Genomic DNA, 14,115 nt, shown 5'->3' on the forward strand with positions numbered 1-14,115 from the left:
CAACATCTTTTCGAAATAGTGGTACGGCTAACCAGAAATTCCGTCCGTCAGATCCCGCACCTCGGCGTAGCGCTCCCGCACCGCCGGCGTCGGATCCGCCTCGAACCGCTGCACGTCGGCGAGCTCCCAGTCGGGCGGCTGATCCTTACCGGACGCCACCCACGCGGCCTGCCGAGCGGCCCCGTCGGCCACGTACTCCCCCGGAGGCGGCACGTCGACGGGGACACCGAACACCGCCGGAGCCAGTCTGCGAACGGCCTCGGATTTCGCGCCGCCGCCGACCAACAGCACCCGTCGCACGGTCGCACCCTGCTCGACGAGATGATCGATGCCGTCGGCCAGACTGCACAGCAAACCCTCGACGGCAGCTCTGGCCAGATGGCCCGGTGTCGCGGTGCTCAGCCGCAGCCCGTGCACCGCGCCGGTAGCCTCGGGCCGGTTGGGGGTGCGCTCGCCCTCGAGGTAGGGCACCATGACCAATCCCTCACTGGCAGTGGACAACGCAAGTCGCGACAGCTCGTCGTGGTCGACGCCGAGAAGCCGGGCGGTCGCGTCGAGAACGCGAGCGGCGTTGAGCGTGCACACAAGTGGCAGGTGGCGACCGGTTGCGTCGGCGAATCCCGCGACCAGGCCGGACGCATCGCGCGGCGCCACCGCCGATACCGCCGACACCACACCGGACGTTCCGATGGACACCACCAGATCACCTTCACGCGCACCGAGTGCGAGAGCCGCGGCCGCGTTGTCACCCGTGCCGGGACCGATCGTCGCGCCCGACGACGTGGTGCCGATCGCCTCGGACGGGTCGGCGACGCGGGGCAGGTCGGGTCGCCGCCCCCGAGAAGACAATTCGAGCAGGTCGACGCGATACTCGTTGTCGCGCGCCGAGAACCAGCCCGTGCCGCTGGCGTCGCCCCGGTCGGTGGCGAGCGCCGACAGATCGGTCGCGCCGCCGAGGTGCCAGCTCAGGAAGTCGTGCGGAAGGCACACCGCCGCAGTGCGATCCGCGTTCTTCGGTTCGTTGTCCGCCACCCATCGCAGCTTGGACGCCGTGATGGACGCGACCGGAACGACGCCCACCGCGTCGGCCCACTGCTGCGCGCCGCCGAGATCGGAAATCAAGTCGTCCGCGGACGAGGACGACCGGTTGTCGTTCCACAGCAATGCCGGTCGCACGACGGCTCCGGAGTCGTCGAGGCAGAGAAGTCCGTGTTGCTGAGCTCCCACGGCCACCGCCGCGACGCCGTCCATACCGCCGGCATCGTCGATCGCGGTTTTCAGAGCGTCGAGCCACCGCTGCGGGTCGATCTCGGTACCGTCCGGATGCGACGCTCGGCCACTTCGAACCAGAAGACCGGAATCGGCATCTCGAACAACGACTTTGCAGGATTGGGTGGACGAATCGACACCCATCACCAACGCCATGCATTCACGCTACCGTGATGCCATGGCAGCCCGGGACGAACCGCAGGACTCCTTCCGTCTGGGCGTCATGCGCGCGGCTCTCGAGCTGTTCGAGACGCAGGGATACGACGCGACGACGGTCGACCAGATCGCCGACCGGGCCGGCATCTCCCGTCGTACGTTCTTCCGTCAGTTCGGGTCCAAGGACGATGTGGTCTTCGTCGACCACGACGTTCTGCTCGCCCGGATCCGCGAATCGCTCGATCGCACCGACGTCGCGCCTCGGGACGCGGTGTGCAGTGCAGCGTTGCAGGTGTACGAGCGATTCGCCGGGACGCCGGACACGACGCGGCGCCGGTATCGCGTCGTGCAGGCCGTCCCGACCTTGCGGGAACGCGAGTTGGTGATGGTGCTGCGGTACGAGCAGCTCTTCGTCGGCACGTTGCGTGAGCGCACGCCCGACGCCGACCCGCTCACCACCGTGCAGTTCGCCGCCGCGGTGACCGCAACCCACAACTACCTCCTGCGGCGATGGCTGCGCGATCCCGATGCGGTCACTCGCGACGACGTCGTCGTGGCCCTCGCCGCCGTCCAGGAGCGTTTCGGTGATCGCGCGTCGAACCCGCAGGTCGGACCCACCGTGGCGGTCCTCCCCGCGGGCACGTCGCCGCAGGAGGTGACGGCCGTGCTGGCCCGTCACTTCGGCTCTACCGGCTGACAGTCCGGTCGGCCGAGTTCTCAGCAGGTACGTCGACAGATGTCTTCGTCTCCGACTCCGCCGGGCGACGGATCAGAAGCACGGTGGCCGCTGCGATCGCCGAGCATGCCGCCAGCGCGTAGAGGCCCCAGGTGACCGAGCCCGTGGCTTCCTGAATCAGACCGAACGAGAACGGTGCGACGAAGCCGCCGAGGTTGCCGACCGAGTTGATCACCGCGATAGCCGCGGCCAGCACCATCGGGTGCAGCGTCGACTGCGGGATGGACCAGAAGAGCGGGCTGGCGCTCTTGAAGCCCATTGCCGCGACACACAGGAAGATCAGCGCGATCCACGGCGTCGCGATCGCCGCCAGGAAGGTTCCGACGGCCGCAGTGAGCAATGCGGCGATGAGCAGCGGGCGGCGGTTGCCGGTCTTGTCGCCCAACTTGGACGAGTAGTACATCGCGAAGATGGCGCAGATCCACGGCAACGAGGACAGGAGTCCGACGGTGATGTCGTTCGTTCCCTCGATGCGGCGCACGATCGACGGGAGCCAGAAGGTGTTGGCGTAAATCGAGAGCTGGATGGCGAAGTAGATCCACACGAACAGCATCAGCTTGGGGTCTAGCAGCATGCGCCACCGCGAACGGCCGTCGGCCATGCCGGACTTCGCGGCCTTCTCCGCTTCCTCGCGGGCTATGGCGTCGGTCAGGTCACGCTTCTCCTCGTCGCTCAGCCAGCGGGCGTCCTTCACGTGCGAGTCGATCAGGAAGTACGCGATGATGCCGACGGTGATCGTGAGCAGACCCTCGATACCGAACAGGTACTGCCACCCGCGGACGCCGAAGAGTCCGTGCATCGAGAGCAGCGGCCCTGACAGCGGACCGGAAATTGCCGCCGCGATCGACGAGCCGGCGACGAACAGCGCCGTGGCGCGGCCACGATGACTGTTGGGCAGCCACTTGGCGAAGTAGAAGATGATCGCCGGGAAGAATCCCGCCTCCGCCATTCCGAGGAGGAATCGCAGCACGTAGAACATCGTCGGACCGGTGACGAACGCCATCGCGAACGACACGGCGCCCCAGCTGAGCATGATGCGGGTCAGCCAGATCTTCGCGCCGAACTTCTCCATCATCACGTTGCTGGGCAACTCGAAGATGGCGTACGCGATGAAGAAGACGCCGGCGCCGAACCCGTACGCGGCGGCACCGATGCCCACGTCGGCCTCGAGGTGTTCGCGTGCGTAACCGATGTTCGAGCGATTGAGCTGATTGCAGATCAGCATCACGACGAACAACGGCACGACGCGGCGGAAGATCTTGCCGACGGCGGCGTCCAGTGCCGGGGTCGTAGGAGTGGCGATGGACATGGAGCTCCGATCGAGACGTCCGGCTGAGACCGGTTCGTGAAGTGTGCAACATCGGGCGGTCGCGGTGACCGGTCCCACACGGCACTGAACCAGCTTACGTCGATACCTGTCCAACACCTTCTGGGCATCGATCGATAGTCGAATTGAATCGACCGTCGTGGCATCGCGTGCCATTTCGGCGTTGTCAAGGCAGTCGGAACGCTGATACCATCGAGTTAACACGGCACTCGGTGCCACACACTCGAAGGAGCACCCCTCATGGCCGGCAATCCCAGCTTCGACCTCTTCCAGCTCGCCGACGAGCACAACGAACTTCGCGAAGCCATCCGCTCGCTCTCCGAAAAGGAGATCGCGCCGTATGCGACCGAGGTCGACGAGCAGGAGCGCTTCCCCGAGGAAGCACTGAAAGCACTCAACGCTTCGGGCTTCAACGCGGTCCACATCCCCGAGGAATACGGCGGCCAGGGCGCCGACTCCGTCGCGGCCTGCATGGTGATCGAAGAGGTTGCTCGCGTCTGCGGTTCCTCTTCGCTGATCCCCGCCGTCAACAAGCTGGGCACCATGGGCCTCATCCTCAGCGGAAGCGAGGAGCTCAAGAAGCAGGTGCTGCCGTCCATCGCCGATGGCGAGATGGCGTCCTACGGCCTCTCCGAGCGCGAGGCAGGCAGCGACGCAGCCGCCATGCGCACCCGCGCCAAGGCCGACGGCGACGACTGGATCCTGAACGGCGCCAAGGCGTGGATCACCAACGCCGGCCAGTCCACCTGGTACACCGTCATGGCCGTCACCGACCCCGACAAGGGCGCCAACGGCATCTCCGCGTTCATGGTGCACAAGGAGGACGAAGGCTTCTCCGTCGGGCCGAAGGAGCGCAAGCTCGGCATCAAGGGCAGCCCCACCCGTGAGCTGTACTTCGAGAACTGCCGCGTTCCGGGAGACCGCATGGTCGGCGAGCCCGGCACCGGATTCAAGACGGCGCTCGCCACTCTCGATCACACTCGCCCCACCATCGGCGCACAGGCCGTGGGCATCGCGCAGGGTGCGCTCGACGCGTCGATCGCCTACACCAAGGACCGCAAGCAGTTCGGCAAGGCGATCAGCTCGTTCCAGGGCGTCGAGTTCATGCTCGCCGACATGGCCATGAAGATCGAGGCCGCACGTCTGATGGTCTACACCGCGGCGGCCCGCGCCGAGCGCGGCGAGAAGAACCTGGGCTTCATCTCGGCCGCCTCCAAGTGCTTCGCCTCCGACGTCGCAATGCAGGTCACCACCGACGCGGTTCAGCTCTTCGGTGGCGCCGGCTACACCCGCGACTTCCCGGTCGAGCGCATGATGCGCGACGCCAAGATCACGCAGATCTACGAGGGCACCAACCAGATTCAGCGCGTCGTGATGTCGCGGGCGCTGCTGCGGTAGGCGGCTGCGCTCCCCCCTGTGCGCGAATTAGTGCCCTTCAGGGGCGGAAATCGCTCACAGGGGGCGGGCCCCCTCACTTCACGGCGGCGGGGACCCTCTCAACTTCTCCATCTCCCGCCGGTCCCGCTTCGTCGGCCGCCCAGCCCCGCGGTCTCGAACCGGGACGGCGGCAAACAGTTCTTTCGGCGGTGGGGGCGGGCTGCGGTCGATCATGGCCGTCGCGGCAACGCTGGGGCCGACGCGTTTGCTCAGCAACTGCACCACTTCCACGATCCGTTCGCGCCCCGCACTCCAAACTCGCACCTCGTCGCCGGGCACCACGGTCTGCGCGGGTTTGGCGGTGACACCGTTGATCCGCACGTGACCACCACGGCACGCGGCCGCTGCGGCGGATCGAGTCTTGAACAGCCGTACGGACCAGGTCCAGGCGTCGACGCGCGTCACAACGACACCAGCTCGACATCGCCGACGGCGCCGTCGGCGAGTGTCAACGTCATGTATGTGCAGTGCGGTTGGCGTCGACGGTCGGTGGGCGAACCGGGATTGAGTAACCGTAACCCGTTCTCACACACCGTGTCCCACGGTATGTGACTGTGCCCGAAGACCAGCAGATCGACGTCCGGGAATGCCGCCGCCATCCGCTTCTCCCGCCCCACCTTTCCGCCCGTCTCGTGCGTGACGGCGACGCGTACGCCCTCGACCGTTCGGCGGGCGACCTCCGGAAGCCGGGATCGCAGTTCGTCACCGTCGTTGTTGCCCCAGCAACCGAGGAGGTCCGACGACCGCGCTTCGAGGGCGTCGAGCAGGTCCGGTGTCATCCAGTCGCCGGCGTGGATCACCAAGTCGGCGTCGTTGACCTCCTCCCACACCCGCGCGGGCAGATCCTTTGCGCGGGTGGGGAGATGGGTGTCGGCGAGGAGCAGGACCTTCACGGTCAGTCCTTCGGCCCGCCTGCGACGTAGACGACCTGGCCGGAGACGAACGACGCGCCTTCGCTGACGAAGAACGACGCGGTGTGGGCGATGTCCTCCGGCTGGCCGACGCGCTGCACCGGAATCTGCGACGCCGCGCCCTTCTTGAAGTCCTCGAACGGAACTCCCACGCGCTCGGCGGTGGCGGCGGTCATCTCGGTCTCGATGAAGCCGGGGGCGATGGCGTTGACGGTGACGTTGTAGCGGCCCAGCTCGATGGCGAGGGTCTTGGTGAAGCCCTGCATTCCGGCCTTGGCGGCGGCATAGTTGGCCTGGCCGCGGTTGCCGAGCGCCGAGGTACTCGACAGGTTCACGATGCGGCCCCACTTGGCGTCGACCATGTGCTTGGACGCGGCCTTCGACATGAGGAACGATCCCCGAAGGTGAACGCCGAGAACGGAATCCCAGTCGGTGGTCGTCATCTTGAACAGCAGGTTGTCGCGGGTGATGCCGGCGTTGTTGATGAGAACGGTGGGCGCGCCGAATTCCGAGGCGATGCGGTCGACGGCCGCGTTCACCGAATCCTCGTCGGAGACGTTCGCACCGACTGCGATGGCCTGGCCACCGGCCGCCGTGATTTTCTCGACGGTGCCGGCGCAGGCCGCTTCGTCGAGGTCGACGACGGCGATCCCGAAACCGTCGGCCGCAAGTCGCTGCGCCACCGCGGCTCCGATGCCTCGGGCGCTGCCGGTGACGATGGCTGTCTTGATCTGATCGCTCACAACTGACCTTCCGTAAAGGGACTTTCGTCGAAACTCATTTGTATCAAGTGATGCTCAATACAGTTCCACCGATCGATCCACCGCACCCTGCAGCTTCTCGGCGACGAGCCGGGAAATCTGAATCGGCTTCTCCGGCAACGGTTCCTCGGGAACATCGATGTACACGCTCGCCGACTTGAGCGTGCCGGCGTCGGGTCCGTAGTGGAACCCGATCACCACGAGGGCGGGGTCGACGCCCAGCGCACGGGCACGCACCGCGATGTGCCCGATCCCGCTGCTCACCGGCTGAAGGAGGCGTGGATCGCCGTCGTTGCACGTCCCTTCGGGAAACACGGCCAGGTCGTCGCCGCGGCGCATCCGCTCCGCGCAGACGTCCATCATGCGGTTGCCGGCCGCGCTCACCGCGCGCATCCCGTGGTTCTTGCCGCGGAAGACCGGGATGCTGCCCATCATCTCGATGCGCCTCCGCTGCTTCTGATCTTGAAAGAGCTCGTCCTTGGCCAGCACCCGCGTTCTCCCGATGATCGGCCGGAGCGGACTGGCCCAGGCCGTGGCGGCGAGGGTGTACGGGTCGGTTTCGCTGACGTGGTTGACGGCGATCAGCAACCGGCGCTCGTCGTAGACCAGTGCGCGAAGGCGCTCGCGAGCAGTGTCCGCGTAGCGAACGCGGGGACGAAAGCGTCGGGCGAGCACTTGGTAGGCGACACGGGCCATCCGGCGATTCTGCTGATGGGCGAGATAGAAGTCGTAGACGGCGTCGCTGTTGCCGAGGGTGACCGCGGGGCGCTCCATGAACGATGAGCGTACTTACAGGACGCTGCCAGCGAACCCTCGAGATTCGGGGCGACTGTGGAAGTCGCTGGAGAAAACGAAACCACGACAGAAGGATTCCGCCATGAAGACAACTGTGGGTACGACAAGCCTGCGTAAGACAACCTTGCGTCGTATCGCCGCCACGACACTCGTCACAGGAGCCCTCGTCGGTGCGGGAGCGGGAATCGCCAACGCGGCCGTCGAACGTACCGCCGTGGTGCCCGACGTCTCGGGAGACACCGTCGCCGCAGCCGAACAGGCCTTCCAGTCCGCAGGGTTCACCGACATCGAACTCTCGAACACCGCCGTCGATCCGACCGTCGCCACCGTCACCGGATCCAACAATCTTCCGAACACGTACCAGTTCGTCGACGACGTGGTCGTTCTGCAGGTCGCCACCTAGCCACCTAGCCACCTAGCCACCTAGTTTCGTCCGTCGTACAGGGAGACCTCCGCGCGCCTAGTGTCGACCGGGTGACGACCTTCGGCGCGCTCGTACGCAGCGCCCACCCGATGCCGGGTATCGCGGTCACCGCCCTCACCGCGGTCCTCGCCGTCGGTGTCGGCGGATTCACGCTGCGGCTCGTGCCGATCGTCGTCGCCGTGTTCACCGGTCAGATGGTGGTCGGATGGACGAACGATCTACTCGACGAAGAGCGCGACGCGACGACCCACCGGACGGACAAGCCCATCGCGATGGGAACGGTCCGTCCGGTGCTGGTTCGGCGCTGGGCGGGTGCAACGTTCGCGGTCTGCGTGGTCGCCTCGTTGGCCTGCGGATGGGCGCCCGGGCTTCTCCACCTTGTGTTCGGGGTCGGTTCCGCGCTGGCCTACAACGTCGTTCTGAAGTCGACCGCCCTGTCCTGGCTGCCGTACACGATCGCTTTCGGCACGCTGCCGGTCGTGGTCTACCTGTCCACCGGACCCTGCGCCGCGCCGCCGACGTGGACTGTCGCGGTGGGTGCGTTGCTCGGATTCGGCGCGCACCTGGTGAACGTGCTCCCCGACCTCGACGACGACGACGCGACCGGCGTCCGCGGGTTTCCGCACCGACTCCCGCGGCGGGCCGTCGCGCCGATCGCGGCCGGCGCACTCGTTCTCGCGTCAGTGATCGGAGTCGTGGGAAGTTCGTCGAGATTCGGATGGCTCGCGCTCGTCGTGGCCATGGTTCTGGGCGTGGTGGCGTGCGTCGGACGATCGAAGACGCCGTTCTACGCGGCCATCGGCATCGCAGCCGTCGACGTGGTGGTGCTGGTGACCGCTTAAGCCTCGGCGGTCACGTCGTCGTTGTCGCGGAACACCAGACACCCGTTGTCCAGGGCGATTCCCCACCGGTGCGCCGGAGCCCACTCGCGACCGATCGATCCGTCGAGATTCTCGGCGAAGTCCTGCACGATCTCACCGGACTCGTACCCCCAGGTCGACGGATCGGCGGTGCGATCGGTCGAGAACTTGGTACGCACTCGCGACCCGACTGCGAGCGGCGGCGTCCCTTGTCGTTGCTCTGTAGACACCACGGTTGTCCTCCCTCGTGACAGTTGCTGCCGGGGGGTATTCCCAGCAATGTGCACATCCACACATCTATCACCGGACGGCCTGTGATGTGATCGAAAGATGACCACTCCCTTGACCACCTTTGCCCCGGACGGAACGGCCCGCGGCGGTGTCGTCGTCGTGCAGGAGGCGTTCGGCGTCACCGACCACATCGCCGACGTCTGCCGACGATTCGCCGCGGCCGGCTGGGTGGCGACCGCCCCGCATCTGTTCCACCGCAGCGGCGACCCGGTCGTCGCATACGACGATCTGGACACGGCCATGCCGCTGATGAAGAAGCTGACGTCGGACGAGATCGACGAGGACGTCGACGCGGCGTTCGACGAGCTGGCGTCGTACGGATACGGGCCGAGCCAATGCGCGATCGTCGGGTTCTGCATGGGCGGCACGGTGTCGTTCGCGACGGCGGTGCGGCGTCCAGTGGGCGCGGCGGCGACGTTCTACGGCGGCGGTGTCCGTGAGGGCCGCTTCGGATATCCGCCGCTTCTGGAGTCGGCACCGGATCTGCGCACGCCGTGGCACGGCTTCTTCGGCGACCAGGACAAGGGCATACCGGTCGAGGACGTCGAGGACTTGCGGGTCGCGGCTGCCTCGGCGTCCGTCGACACCAGGATCGCCCGGTACCCCGACGCCGAGCACGGATTCCACTGCAACGACCGGCCCGCCGTCTACAACGAGCGCGCGGCCTTCGACGCGTGGTCGAAGACGCTGGACTGGTTCGACCTGCACGTGGCGCGGTAGGTGAAGTAGACCGTGGCCCACGACTCGCGGACGATCGCGCAGCTCTGGGTTTCGCTGGACGGTTTCGCATCGGGGCCGACCGACGAGACGGACGTGATGAAGGCGGTCGACGACAGGCCGACCAACGTAGCCAGCGATACAACCGAGCACTGCTCGACGAGGTGGACGTCGTACTTCTGGGGCGGCGGACGTACGAGACCTTCGCGGCGTACTGGCCTACCGCTTCCGAGGACATAGCTCCCGAGGTCAACACGGTCCCCAAAGTCGTCGTCTCGCGCACACTCGACACAGCTCCGTGGGGTCAGCACGACCCAGCAGAGGTGGAGTCCGATCTCGGCGCCCGCCTGTCACGAATTCGGGAGGCCGGGCAACGTGTGCTCGTGTGGGGGTCGCTCTCGCTGATCGCTGCCCTCGCCGAATCGAACGAACTGGACGAGCTGGATCTCTTCGTCGCGCCGGTCGTTCTCGGATCCGGCGTTCCGCTGCTCCCCGCGACCGTGACGGCTCGACTGCACCAACTTCAGAGCAAGAGCTGGGGGTCGGTCACCCACCTTCGCTACGGGGTGACGCGCTGACGGTCCTGCTCATAGCGGGTTCAGCATCACCGCCCCCGCGACCAGGGCGCCCACGGTGACGACGAGAAACACCGCCACCCACAGCGACCCGGGCAACGGGGTGAGCTTGGCCAACTGATCCGCATCGGACGTCCGGGCTCGTCCGCCCCGGCGGGAGCGCTGCAGCTCCACGACCGGTCGGGGTCCGGCGAGCAGCAGAAACACCGCGATCAGGTAGGCGGCGGCAATCTGCACCTGGTCGGTGGCCCACCAGCCGACGGCGAAGAGCGCCCCTCCGGTGACGATCAGCGAGAACGCGCCGTAGACGTTGCGGACCAGGACGAGCATCAGCGCGCACACCGCCACCGACGTCCACAGGACGGCGACGATGTGGCCCGTGTTCAGGGTCGCGGCCGCCGCGATGCCGAGCAGCGACGGGCCGACGTAGCCCGCCGCCGTCATGAGGATCATGCCGAGGCCGGTCGGCTTGCCGGACGAGATCGCGACGCCGCTCGTGTCCGAGTGCAGCCGAACGCCGTGCAGCCGTCGGCCGGTGAGGAGCGCGACGAGCAAATGCGCACCCTCGTGCGCGATCGTGACGACGTTGCGGCTGCGTCGCCAGGCCTGCGGCGCCAGCACGAGCGCCGCTGCGACCACCACGACCGCGGCGATCACGGTGGGACTCGGCGGTGGAGCGACGGCGGTGACTCGATCCCAGAAAGCGTTCATCGCTCGCCGAGGGTAGCGGCGGAATACGATCTGCCCGTCCGCGGTTGATCCGTGCAGGTAGTTGATCCATCAACTACATTATTCGTCAGGAGGACATCGTGCCTGCAGTGACCGTCGACAACATCCTTGCGCTTCCCCGCATCACCACACCGGATCCATCCACGATCGACCGACCGGTGGTGTCGGTGACCACGGCGCCCACCGGGTACGAGGGTGAGGGATTTCCCGTGCGCCGCGCGTTCGCGGGTATCGACCTGACCCGCCTCGACCCGTTCATCCACATGGACCAGATGGGCGAGGTGAACTACGCGCCGGGTGAGCCCAAGGGCACCCCGTGGCACCCGCACCGCGGATTCGAGACCGTCACCTACATGATCGACGGGATCATGGAGCACAAGGACTCCAACGGCGGCGGCGGAACCATCGGCGGCGGCGACACCCAGTGGATGACCGCCGGCGGCGGCATCCTGCACATCGAGACTCCCCCCGAGCATCTCGTGCAGTCCGGTGGCCTGTTCCACGGCGTGCAGCTGTGGGTCAATCTGCCCCGCGACAACAAGATGGCGGCGCCCCGCTACCAGGACATCGCCGGATCGAAGGTCGCACTTCTCTCCAGTGAGGACGGCGGAGCACTGGTCCGCGTGATCGCCGGTGAGATCGACGGCCACCAGGGCCCCGGTTCCACCTACACACCGATTGCTCTGTCGCACATCACCGTTGCGCCCGGAGCTCGTGTCACTCTGCCCTGGAACCCCGAGTTCAACGCCGTGGCCTACGTGCTGGCCGGATCGGGAACCGTGGGCGCAGAACGCAAGCCGGTGACGATGGGGCAGACCGCGCTCTACGGTCGCGGCGACTCGATCACCTTCGCGGCGTCGGACGCTCAGGACTCGCGCTCGGACTCGTTCGAGGTGTTCGTGTTGGGCGGCAAGCCGATTCGTGAGCCGATCGCCATGGCCGGTCCGTTCGTGATGAACTCCAAGGCCGAAGTGCTGCAGGCCTTCGAGGACTACCAGAAGGGCAAGCTGGGGTCCATCCCCGCGATCTACGGCTGATCGGACGCTCTACCCGACCAACCGCTCGATCGCGTGCATCGGAATCGACAGCCAGGTGGGCCGATTGCGGAATTCGTACACCGCTTCGTAGACGGCCTTGTCGAGTTCGTACGCACGCAGCAGGTCGCTCGCGTCGCGCGGATCGACGCCGGCGACGCGCGCGTAGCCCTCGCAGAACGCGGCGACGTTGCGGTTCACCCACTGTCGGGCCACGTCCTCGCTCTCAGGATCGCTGCTCTCGACGAGAAGGTTCCGCGCCGCGTAGTCGAACGAGCGGAGCATTCCCGCCACGTCCCGCAGTGGACTGTCGGGAATGCGCCGCTCGCGGAACGACTTCGCGGGCTCACCCTCGAAATCGATGAGCAGCCAGCGATCGGCGGTGCGCAGCACCTGACCGAGGTGCAGGTCACCGTGAATTCGCTGCACGGAGAACGCGTCCGACGATCGTGCGCGCTCGATCAGCTCTCGGATCTTGGGCAGGAACGGCACCAGATCGGGTACGGCGGCGCTCGCGTCCTCGACCCGGCCGGAGATCGCGGCGACGGTACCGGCGGGCGACGAACCGTCGGACTTGCCCAGACTCGACGCGAGGTCTGCGTGCACGGCTGCCACAGCCGCGCCGAGTTCCTCGGACTCCGAGGCGAAGTCGTGGGCGGTGACGTCCTTCGCATCGAGGGCCGCGCGCACACTCTCCAGCGCGGTCGTCCACCCCTCGGCGGATCCGGCGGCGAAGTCCTGCGCCATCGCGAGGGTGGTCTCGGTGCCCTCGACGTCACCGTCGATCCAGCCGCGCAGCGACGCGACGAACTCGCAGTTCGCTTCACCGAGCGCCCGGTGAAGCTCGACGTCGGGATTGATGCCGAGATTCACGCGCCGAAAGATCTTCAGCAGCAAGGTGTCTCCGAGGATCACCGACGTGTTGGACTGCTCGGCGCCGAGGACGCGGCCCGTCATACCCGCCTCGATGACGCTGCCGTCCATCGTGCGGAATCGAATGTCGCCGTCGACTTGTCCGGATGCGAACGCGTCCGCGTAGATGCCGATGATCTCGGGGTCGCGCATTCCGTCGTACACCGTGGGTCCGTCGGACGAGACGACCCACGGCTCGAGGTCGTCGGTGATCGAGTCCCGAATTCCGAGGGGAATCTGATAGATCTCCGGATCGTGGTCGGAGAACTCGACCGACACCAACAGATGCTCGACGCGTAGGTCGTCGCGATCGGCCAGCGTCTCGCTCACGAGGGTCCGCACCGCCGAGATCGGCTTTCCCTTGGATCCGAACCACCGCTGCTGCGGGATCCAGGTGAGCAATGCTCGATCGAGCCGGTCGTCGGATTCGAAGTGCATACGCGTGAATACCCCGTCGATCTGTCGAGTAGTCGTCGGTTCACCACTCTAGGCGGGGCGGCCGTCCAGCGCGGTTCAGCCCGCGAGCACCCTGTCCGCCGCGAAGCGTGCTCCGCGGTCGAGATCACCGTTGACCAGATACGCCAGGTGAGCGACGAAGTCGAACCCCGGACTGCACACCGGCTCGTTCGGCGCACAGAAGGACCTGGTCTTGGGGCCGTAGAGGGCGCTGTCGGTCTCGATCGACCTGCCCTCGCGCCCGATCGGGTTCCCGAACACCACGATCGCCGCGACGCGGGATGCGAGTTCGGGCGGCAACACCTCGCCGGGGGTGCCGGTGCGCGTCGTGAGTCCGATCGCGATCGTCACCACCGAGGCACCCTGCGAGTACCCGCCGAGGACGAACTTCGTGTTCGCACACCGAGCGGCGATCGACGTGACCGTCCGGGTCAGGTCGGTGGCGCCCGGTCCGGAACTGGTCTGCAACACGTTGGCCTCGTATCGAACGGCGTACGCGTCGACCGATCGGCCCGGCAGCAAGGCGGCCACCTTCTGCGCGAAGGGACCTCCCGCCAATCCGAGACCGGGAATTTCCAGCGTCCCGCGGGCGAACACGATCTGCACGTCCGGGCACGGCGCGGGTGCTGCTGCGGCAGGAGCGACCCCGATCGCCACGAGAGTGGAAGCGGCTGCGAGAGCGCTGGTCAGCACGGCAAGGATGCGTCGGGTCACCGCTCGGACGC

17 protein-coding genes are annotated in these 14,115 nt (G+C 66.9%); 7 read left to right on the forward strand and 10 right to left on the reverse strand.

From position 1 onward, the window contains the following. Positions 1–27: 27 nt before the first annotated feature. Positions 28–1,425: a xylulokinase gene (locus AC59JP_RS21165; RefSeq protein ID WP_497327800.1), complete on the reverse strand. Its 1,398-nt coding sequence runs from the start codon at positions 1,423–1,425 to the stop codon at positions 28–30. A gap of 22 nt (positions 1,426–1,447) precedes the next feature. On the opposite strand from AC59JP_RS21165, the gene AC59JP_RS21170 reads away from it, so the two are divergent. Beyond that, positions 1,448–2,122, forward strand: a complete 675-nt coding sequence (locus AC59JP_RS21170; RefSeq protein ID WP_497327801.1) for a TetR family transcriptional regulator — start codon at positions 1,448–1,450, stop codon at positions 2,120–2,122. On the opposite strand, the gene AC59JP_RS21175 is transcribed toward AC59JP_RS21170, so the two are convergent. Continuing rightward, positions 2,112–3,470, reverse strand: coding sequence for an MFS transporter (locus tag AC59JP_RS21175; protein ID WP_497327802.1), 1,359 nt, complete (start codon positions 3,468–3,470; stop codon positions 2,112–2,114). The two genes, AC59JP_RS21170 and AC59JP_RS21175, sit on opposite strands and share 11 nt — an antisense overlap. A 258-nt stretch (positions 3,471–3,728) precedes the next feature. On the opposite strand from AC59JP_RS21175, the gene AC59JP_RS21180 reads away from it, so the two are divergent. After that, positions 3,729–4,886 (forward strand): acyl-CoA dehydrogenase, encoded by a 1,158-nt coding sequence (locus AC59JP_RS21180; protein WP_497327803.1) that lies wholly within the window; start codon positions 3,729–3,731, stop codon positions 4,884–4,886. A gap of 78 nt (positions 4,887–4,964) precedes the next feature. On the opposite strand, the gene AC59JP_RS21185 is transcribed toward AC59JP_RS21180, so the two are convergent. Genes AC59JP_RS21185 through AC59JP_RS21200 form a run of 4 tightly spaced genes read right to left on the reverse strand, consistent with a single transcriptional unit; the run spans position 4,965 to position 7,371 of the window. Then, positions 4,965–5,330, reverse strand: coding sequence for an RNA-binding S4 domain-containing protein (locus AC59JP_RS21185; protein ID WP_497327804.1), 366 nt, complete (start codon positions 5,328–5,330; stop codon positions 4,965–4,967). Continuing rightward, on the reverse strand, positions 5,327–5,818 hold the full coding sequence (locus tag AC59JP_RS21190; RefSeq protein WP_497327805.1) for a metallophosphoesterase family protein: 492 nt from the start codon (positions 5,816–5,818) through the stop codon (positions 5,327–5,329). The genes AC59JP_RS21185 and AC59JP_RS21190 overlap by 4 nt, the downstream gene beginning before the upstream one ends. A gap of 2 nt (positions 5,819–5,820) precedes the next feature. Further along, positions 5,821–6,579, reverse strand: a complete 759-nt coding sequence (gene fabG, locus AC59JP_RS21195; RefSeq protein ID WP_497327806.1) for a 3-oxoacyl-ACP reductase FabG — start codon at positions 6,577–6,579, stop codon at positions 5,821–5,823. A gap of 54 nt (positions 6,580–6,633) precedes the next feature. Next, positions 6,634–7,371 (reverse strand): lysophospholipid acyltransferase family protein, encoded by a 738-nt coding sequence (locus AC59JP_RS21200; RefSeq protein ID WP_497327807.1) that lies wholly within the window; start codon positions 7,369–7,371, stop codon positions 6,634–6,636. A gap of 103 nt (positions 7,372–7,474) precedes the next feature. Here AC59JP_RS21200 and AC59JP_RS21205 point away from each other — a divergent pair, with 103 nt between their 5' ends. Together AC59JP_RS21205 and AC59JP_RS21210 are read left to right on the forward strand one after the other, a co-directional pair. Then, on the forward strand, positions 7,475–7,795 hold the full coding sequence (locus AC59JP_RS21205) for a hypothetical protein (RefSeq protein WP_497327808.1): 321 nt from the start codon (positions 7,475–7,477) through the stop codon (positions 7,793–7,795). 71 nt (positions 7,796–7,866) lie between these two features. Beyond that, positions 7,867–8,658 (forward strand): UbiA family prenyltransferase, encoded by a 792-nt coding sequence (locus AC59JP_RS21210; RefSeq protein WP_497327809.1) that lies wholly within the window; start codon positions 7,867–7,869, stop codon positions 8,656–8,658. Here the strand turns inward: AC59JP_RS21210 and AC59JP_RS21215 are convergent. Further along, complete coding sequence (locus AC59JP_RS21215) at positions 8,655–8,909, reverse strand: hypothetical protein (RefSeq protein ID WP_497327810.1); 255 nt, start codon at positions 8,907–8,909, stop codon at positions 8,655–8,657. The genes AC59JP_RS21210 and AC59JP_RS21215 overlap by 4 nt on opposite strands. A 97-nt stretch (positions 8,910–9,006) precedes the next feature. Between AC59JP_RS21215 and AC59JP_RS21220 the strand changes: the two genes are divergently transcribed. Beyond that, entirely contained in the window at positions 9,007–9,687 is a 681-nt protein-coding gene (locus tag AC59JP_RS21220) for a dienelactone hydrolase family protein (RefSeq protein ID WP_497327811.1), read from the forward strand. Continuing rightward, a complete protein-coding gene (locus AC59JP_RS21225) occupies positions 9,642–10,262 on the forward strand; it encodes a dihydrofolate reductase family protein (protein ID WP_497327812.1) in 621 nt (206 codons plus the stop codon). The genes AC59JP_RS21220 and AC59JP_RS21225 overlap by 46 nt, the downstream gene beginning before the upstream one ends. A gap of 9 nt (positions 10,263–10,271) precedes the next feature. On the opposite strand, the gene AC59JP_RS21230 is transcribed toward AC59JP_RS21225, so the two are convergent. Beyond that, positions 10,272–10,970, reverse strand: coding sequence for a M50 family metallopeptidase (locus AC59JP_RS21230; RefSeq protein ID WP_497327813.1), 699 nt, complete (start codon positions 10,968–10,970; stop codon positions 10,272–10,274). 98 nt (positions 10,971–11,068) lie between these two features. On the opposite strand from AC59JP_RS21230, the gene AC59JP_RS21235 reads away from it, so the two are divergent. Next, positions 11,069–12,025 carry a pirin family protein gene (locus AC59JP_RS21235; RefSeq protein WP_497327814.1) on the forward strand — a complete coding sequence of 319 codons (957 nt, stop codon included), beginning with the start codon at positions 11,069–11,071 and terminating at the stop codon, positions 12,023–12,025. 9 nt (positions 12,026–12,034) lie between these two features. Here AC59JP_RS21235 and AC59JP_RS21240 read toward each other — a convergent pair whose 3' ends face one another. Then, positions 12,035–13,372, reverse strand: coding sequence for a maltokinase N-terminal cap-like domain-containing protein (locus tag AC59JP_RS21240; RefSeq protein ID WP_497327815.1), 1,338 nt, complete (start codon positions 13,370–13,372; stop codon positions 12,035–12,037). Positions 13,373–13,447: 75 nt separating this feature from the next. After that, positions 13,448–14,104, reverse strand: coding sequence for a cutinase family protein (locus tag AC59JP_RS21245; protein ID WP_497327816.1), 657 nt, complete (start codon positions 14,102–14,104; stop codon positions 13,448–13,450). Positions 14,105–14,115 lie beyond the last annotated feature (11 nt).

It is taken from the genome of Rhodococcus sp. 320_ES (assembly GCF_059691855.1).

Coding starts and splice junctions, on each gene's coding strand:
- AC59JP_RS21165 (WP_497327800.1), bottom strand. CDS start 1,425: ATGGCGTTGGTGATGGGTGTCGATTCGTCCACCCAATCCTGCAAAGTC.
- AC59JP_RS21170 (WP_497327801.1), top strand. CDS start 1,448: ATGGCAGCCCGGGACGAACCGCAGGACTCCTTCCGTCTGGGCGTCATG.
- AC59JP_RS21175 (WP_497327802.1), bottom strand. CDS start 3,470: ATGTCCATCGCCACTCCTACGACCCCGGCACTGGACGCCGCCGTCGGC.
- AC59JP_RS21180 (WP_497327803.1), top strand. CDS start 3,729: ATGGCCGGCAATCCCAGCTTCGACCTCTTCCAGCTCGCCGACGAGCAC.
- AC59JP_RS21200 (WP_497327807.1), bottom strand. CDS start 7,371: ATGGAGCGCCCCGCGGTCACCCTCGGCAACAGCGACGCCGTCTACGAC.
- AC59JP_RS21205 (WP_497327808.1), top strand. CDS start 7,475: ATGAAGACAACTGTGGGTACGACAAGCCTGCGTAAGACAACCTTGCGT.
- AC59JP_RS21220 (WP_497327811.1), top strand. CDS start 9,007: ATGACCACTCCCTTGACCACCTTTGCCCCGGACGGAACGGCCCGCGGC.
- AC59JP_RS21230 (WP_497327813.1), bottom strand. CDS start 10,970: ATGAACGCTTTCTGGGATCGAGTCACCGCCGTCGCTCCACCGCCGAGT.
- AC59JP_RS21240 (WP_497327815.1), bottom strand. CDS start 13,372: ATGCACTTCGAATCCGACGACCGGCTCGATCGAGCATTGCTCACCTGG.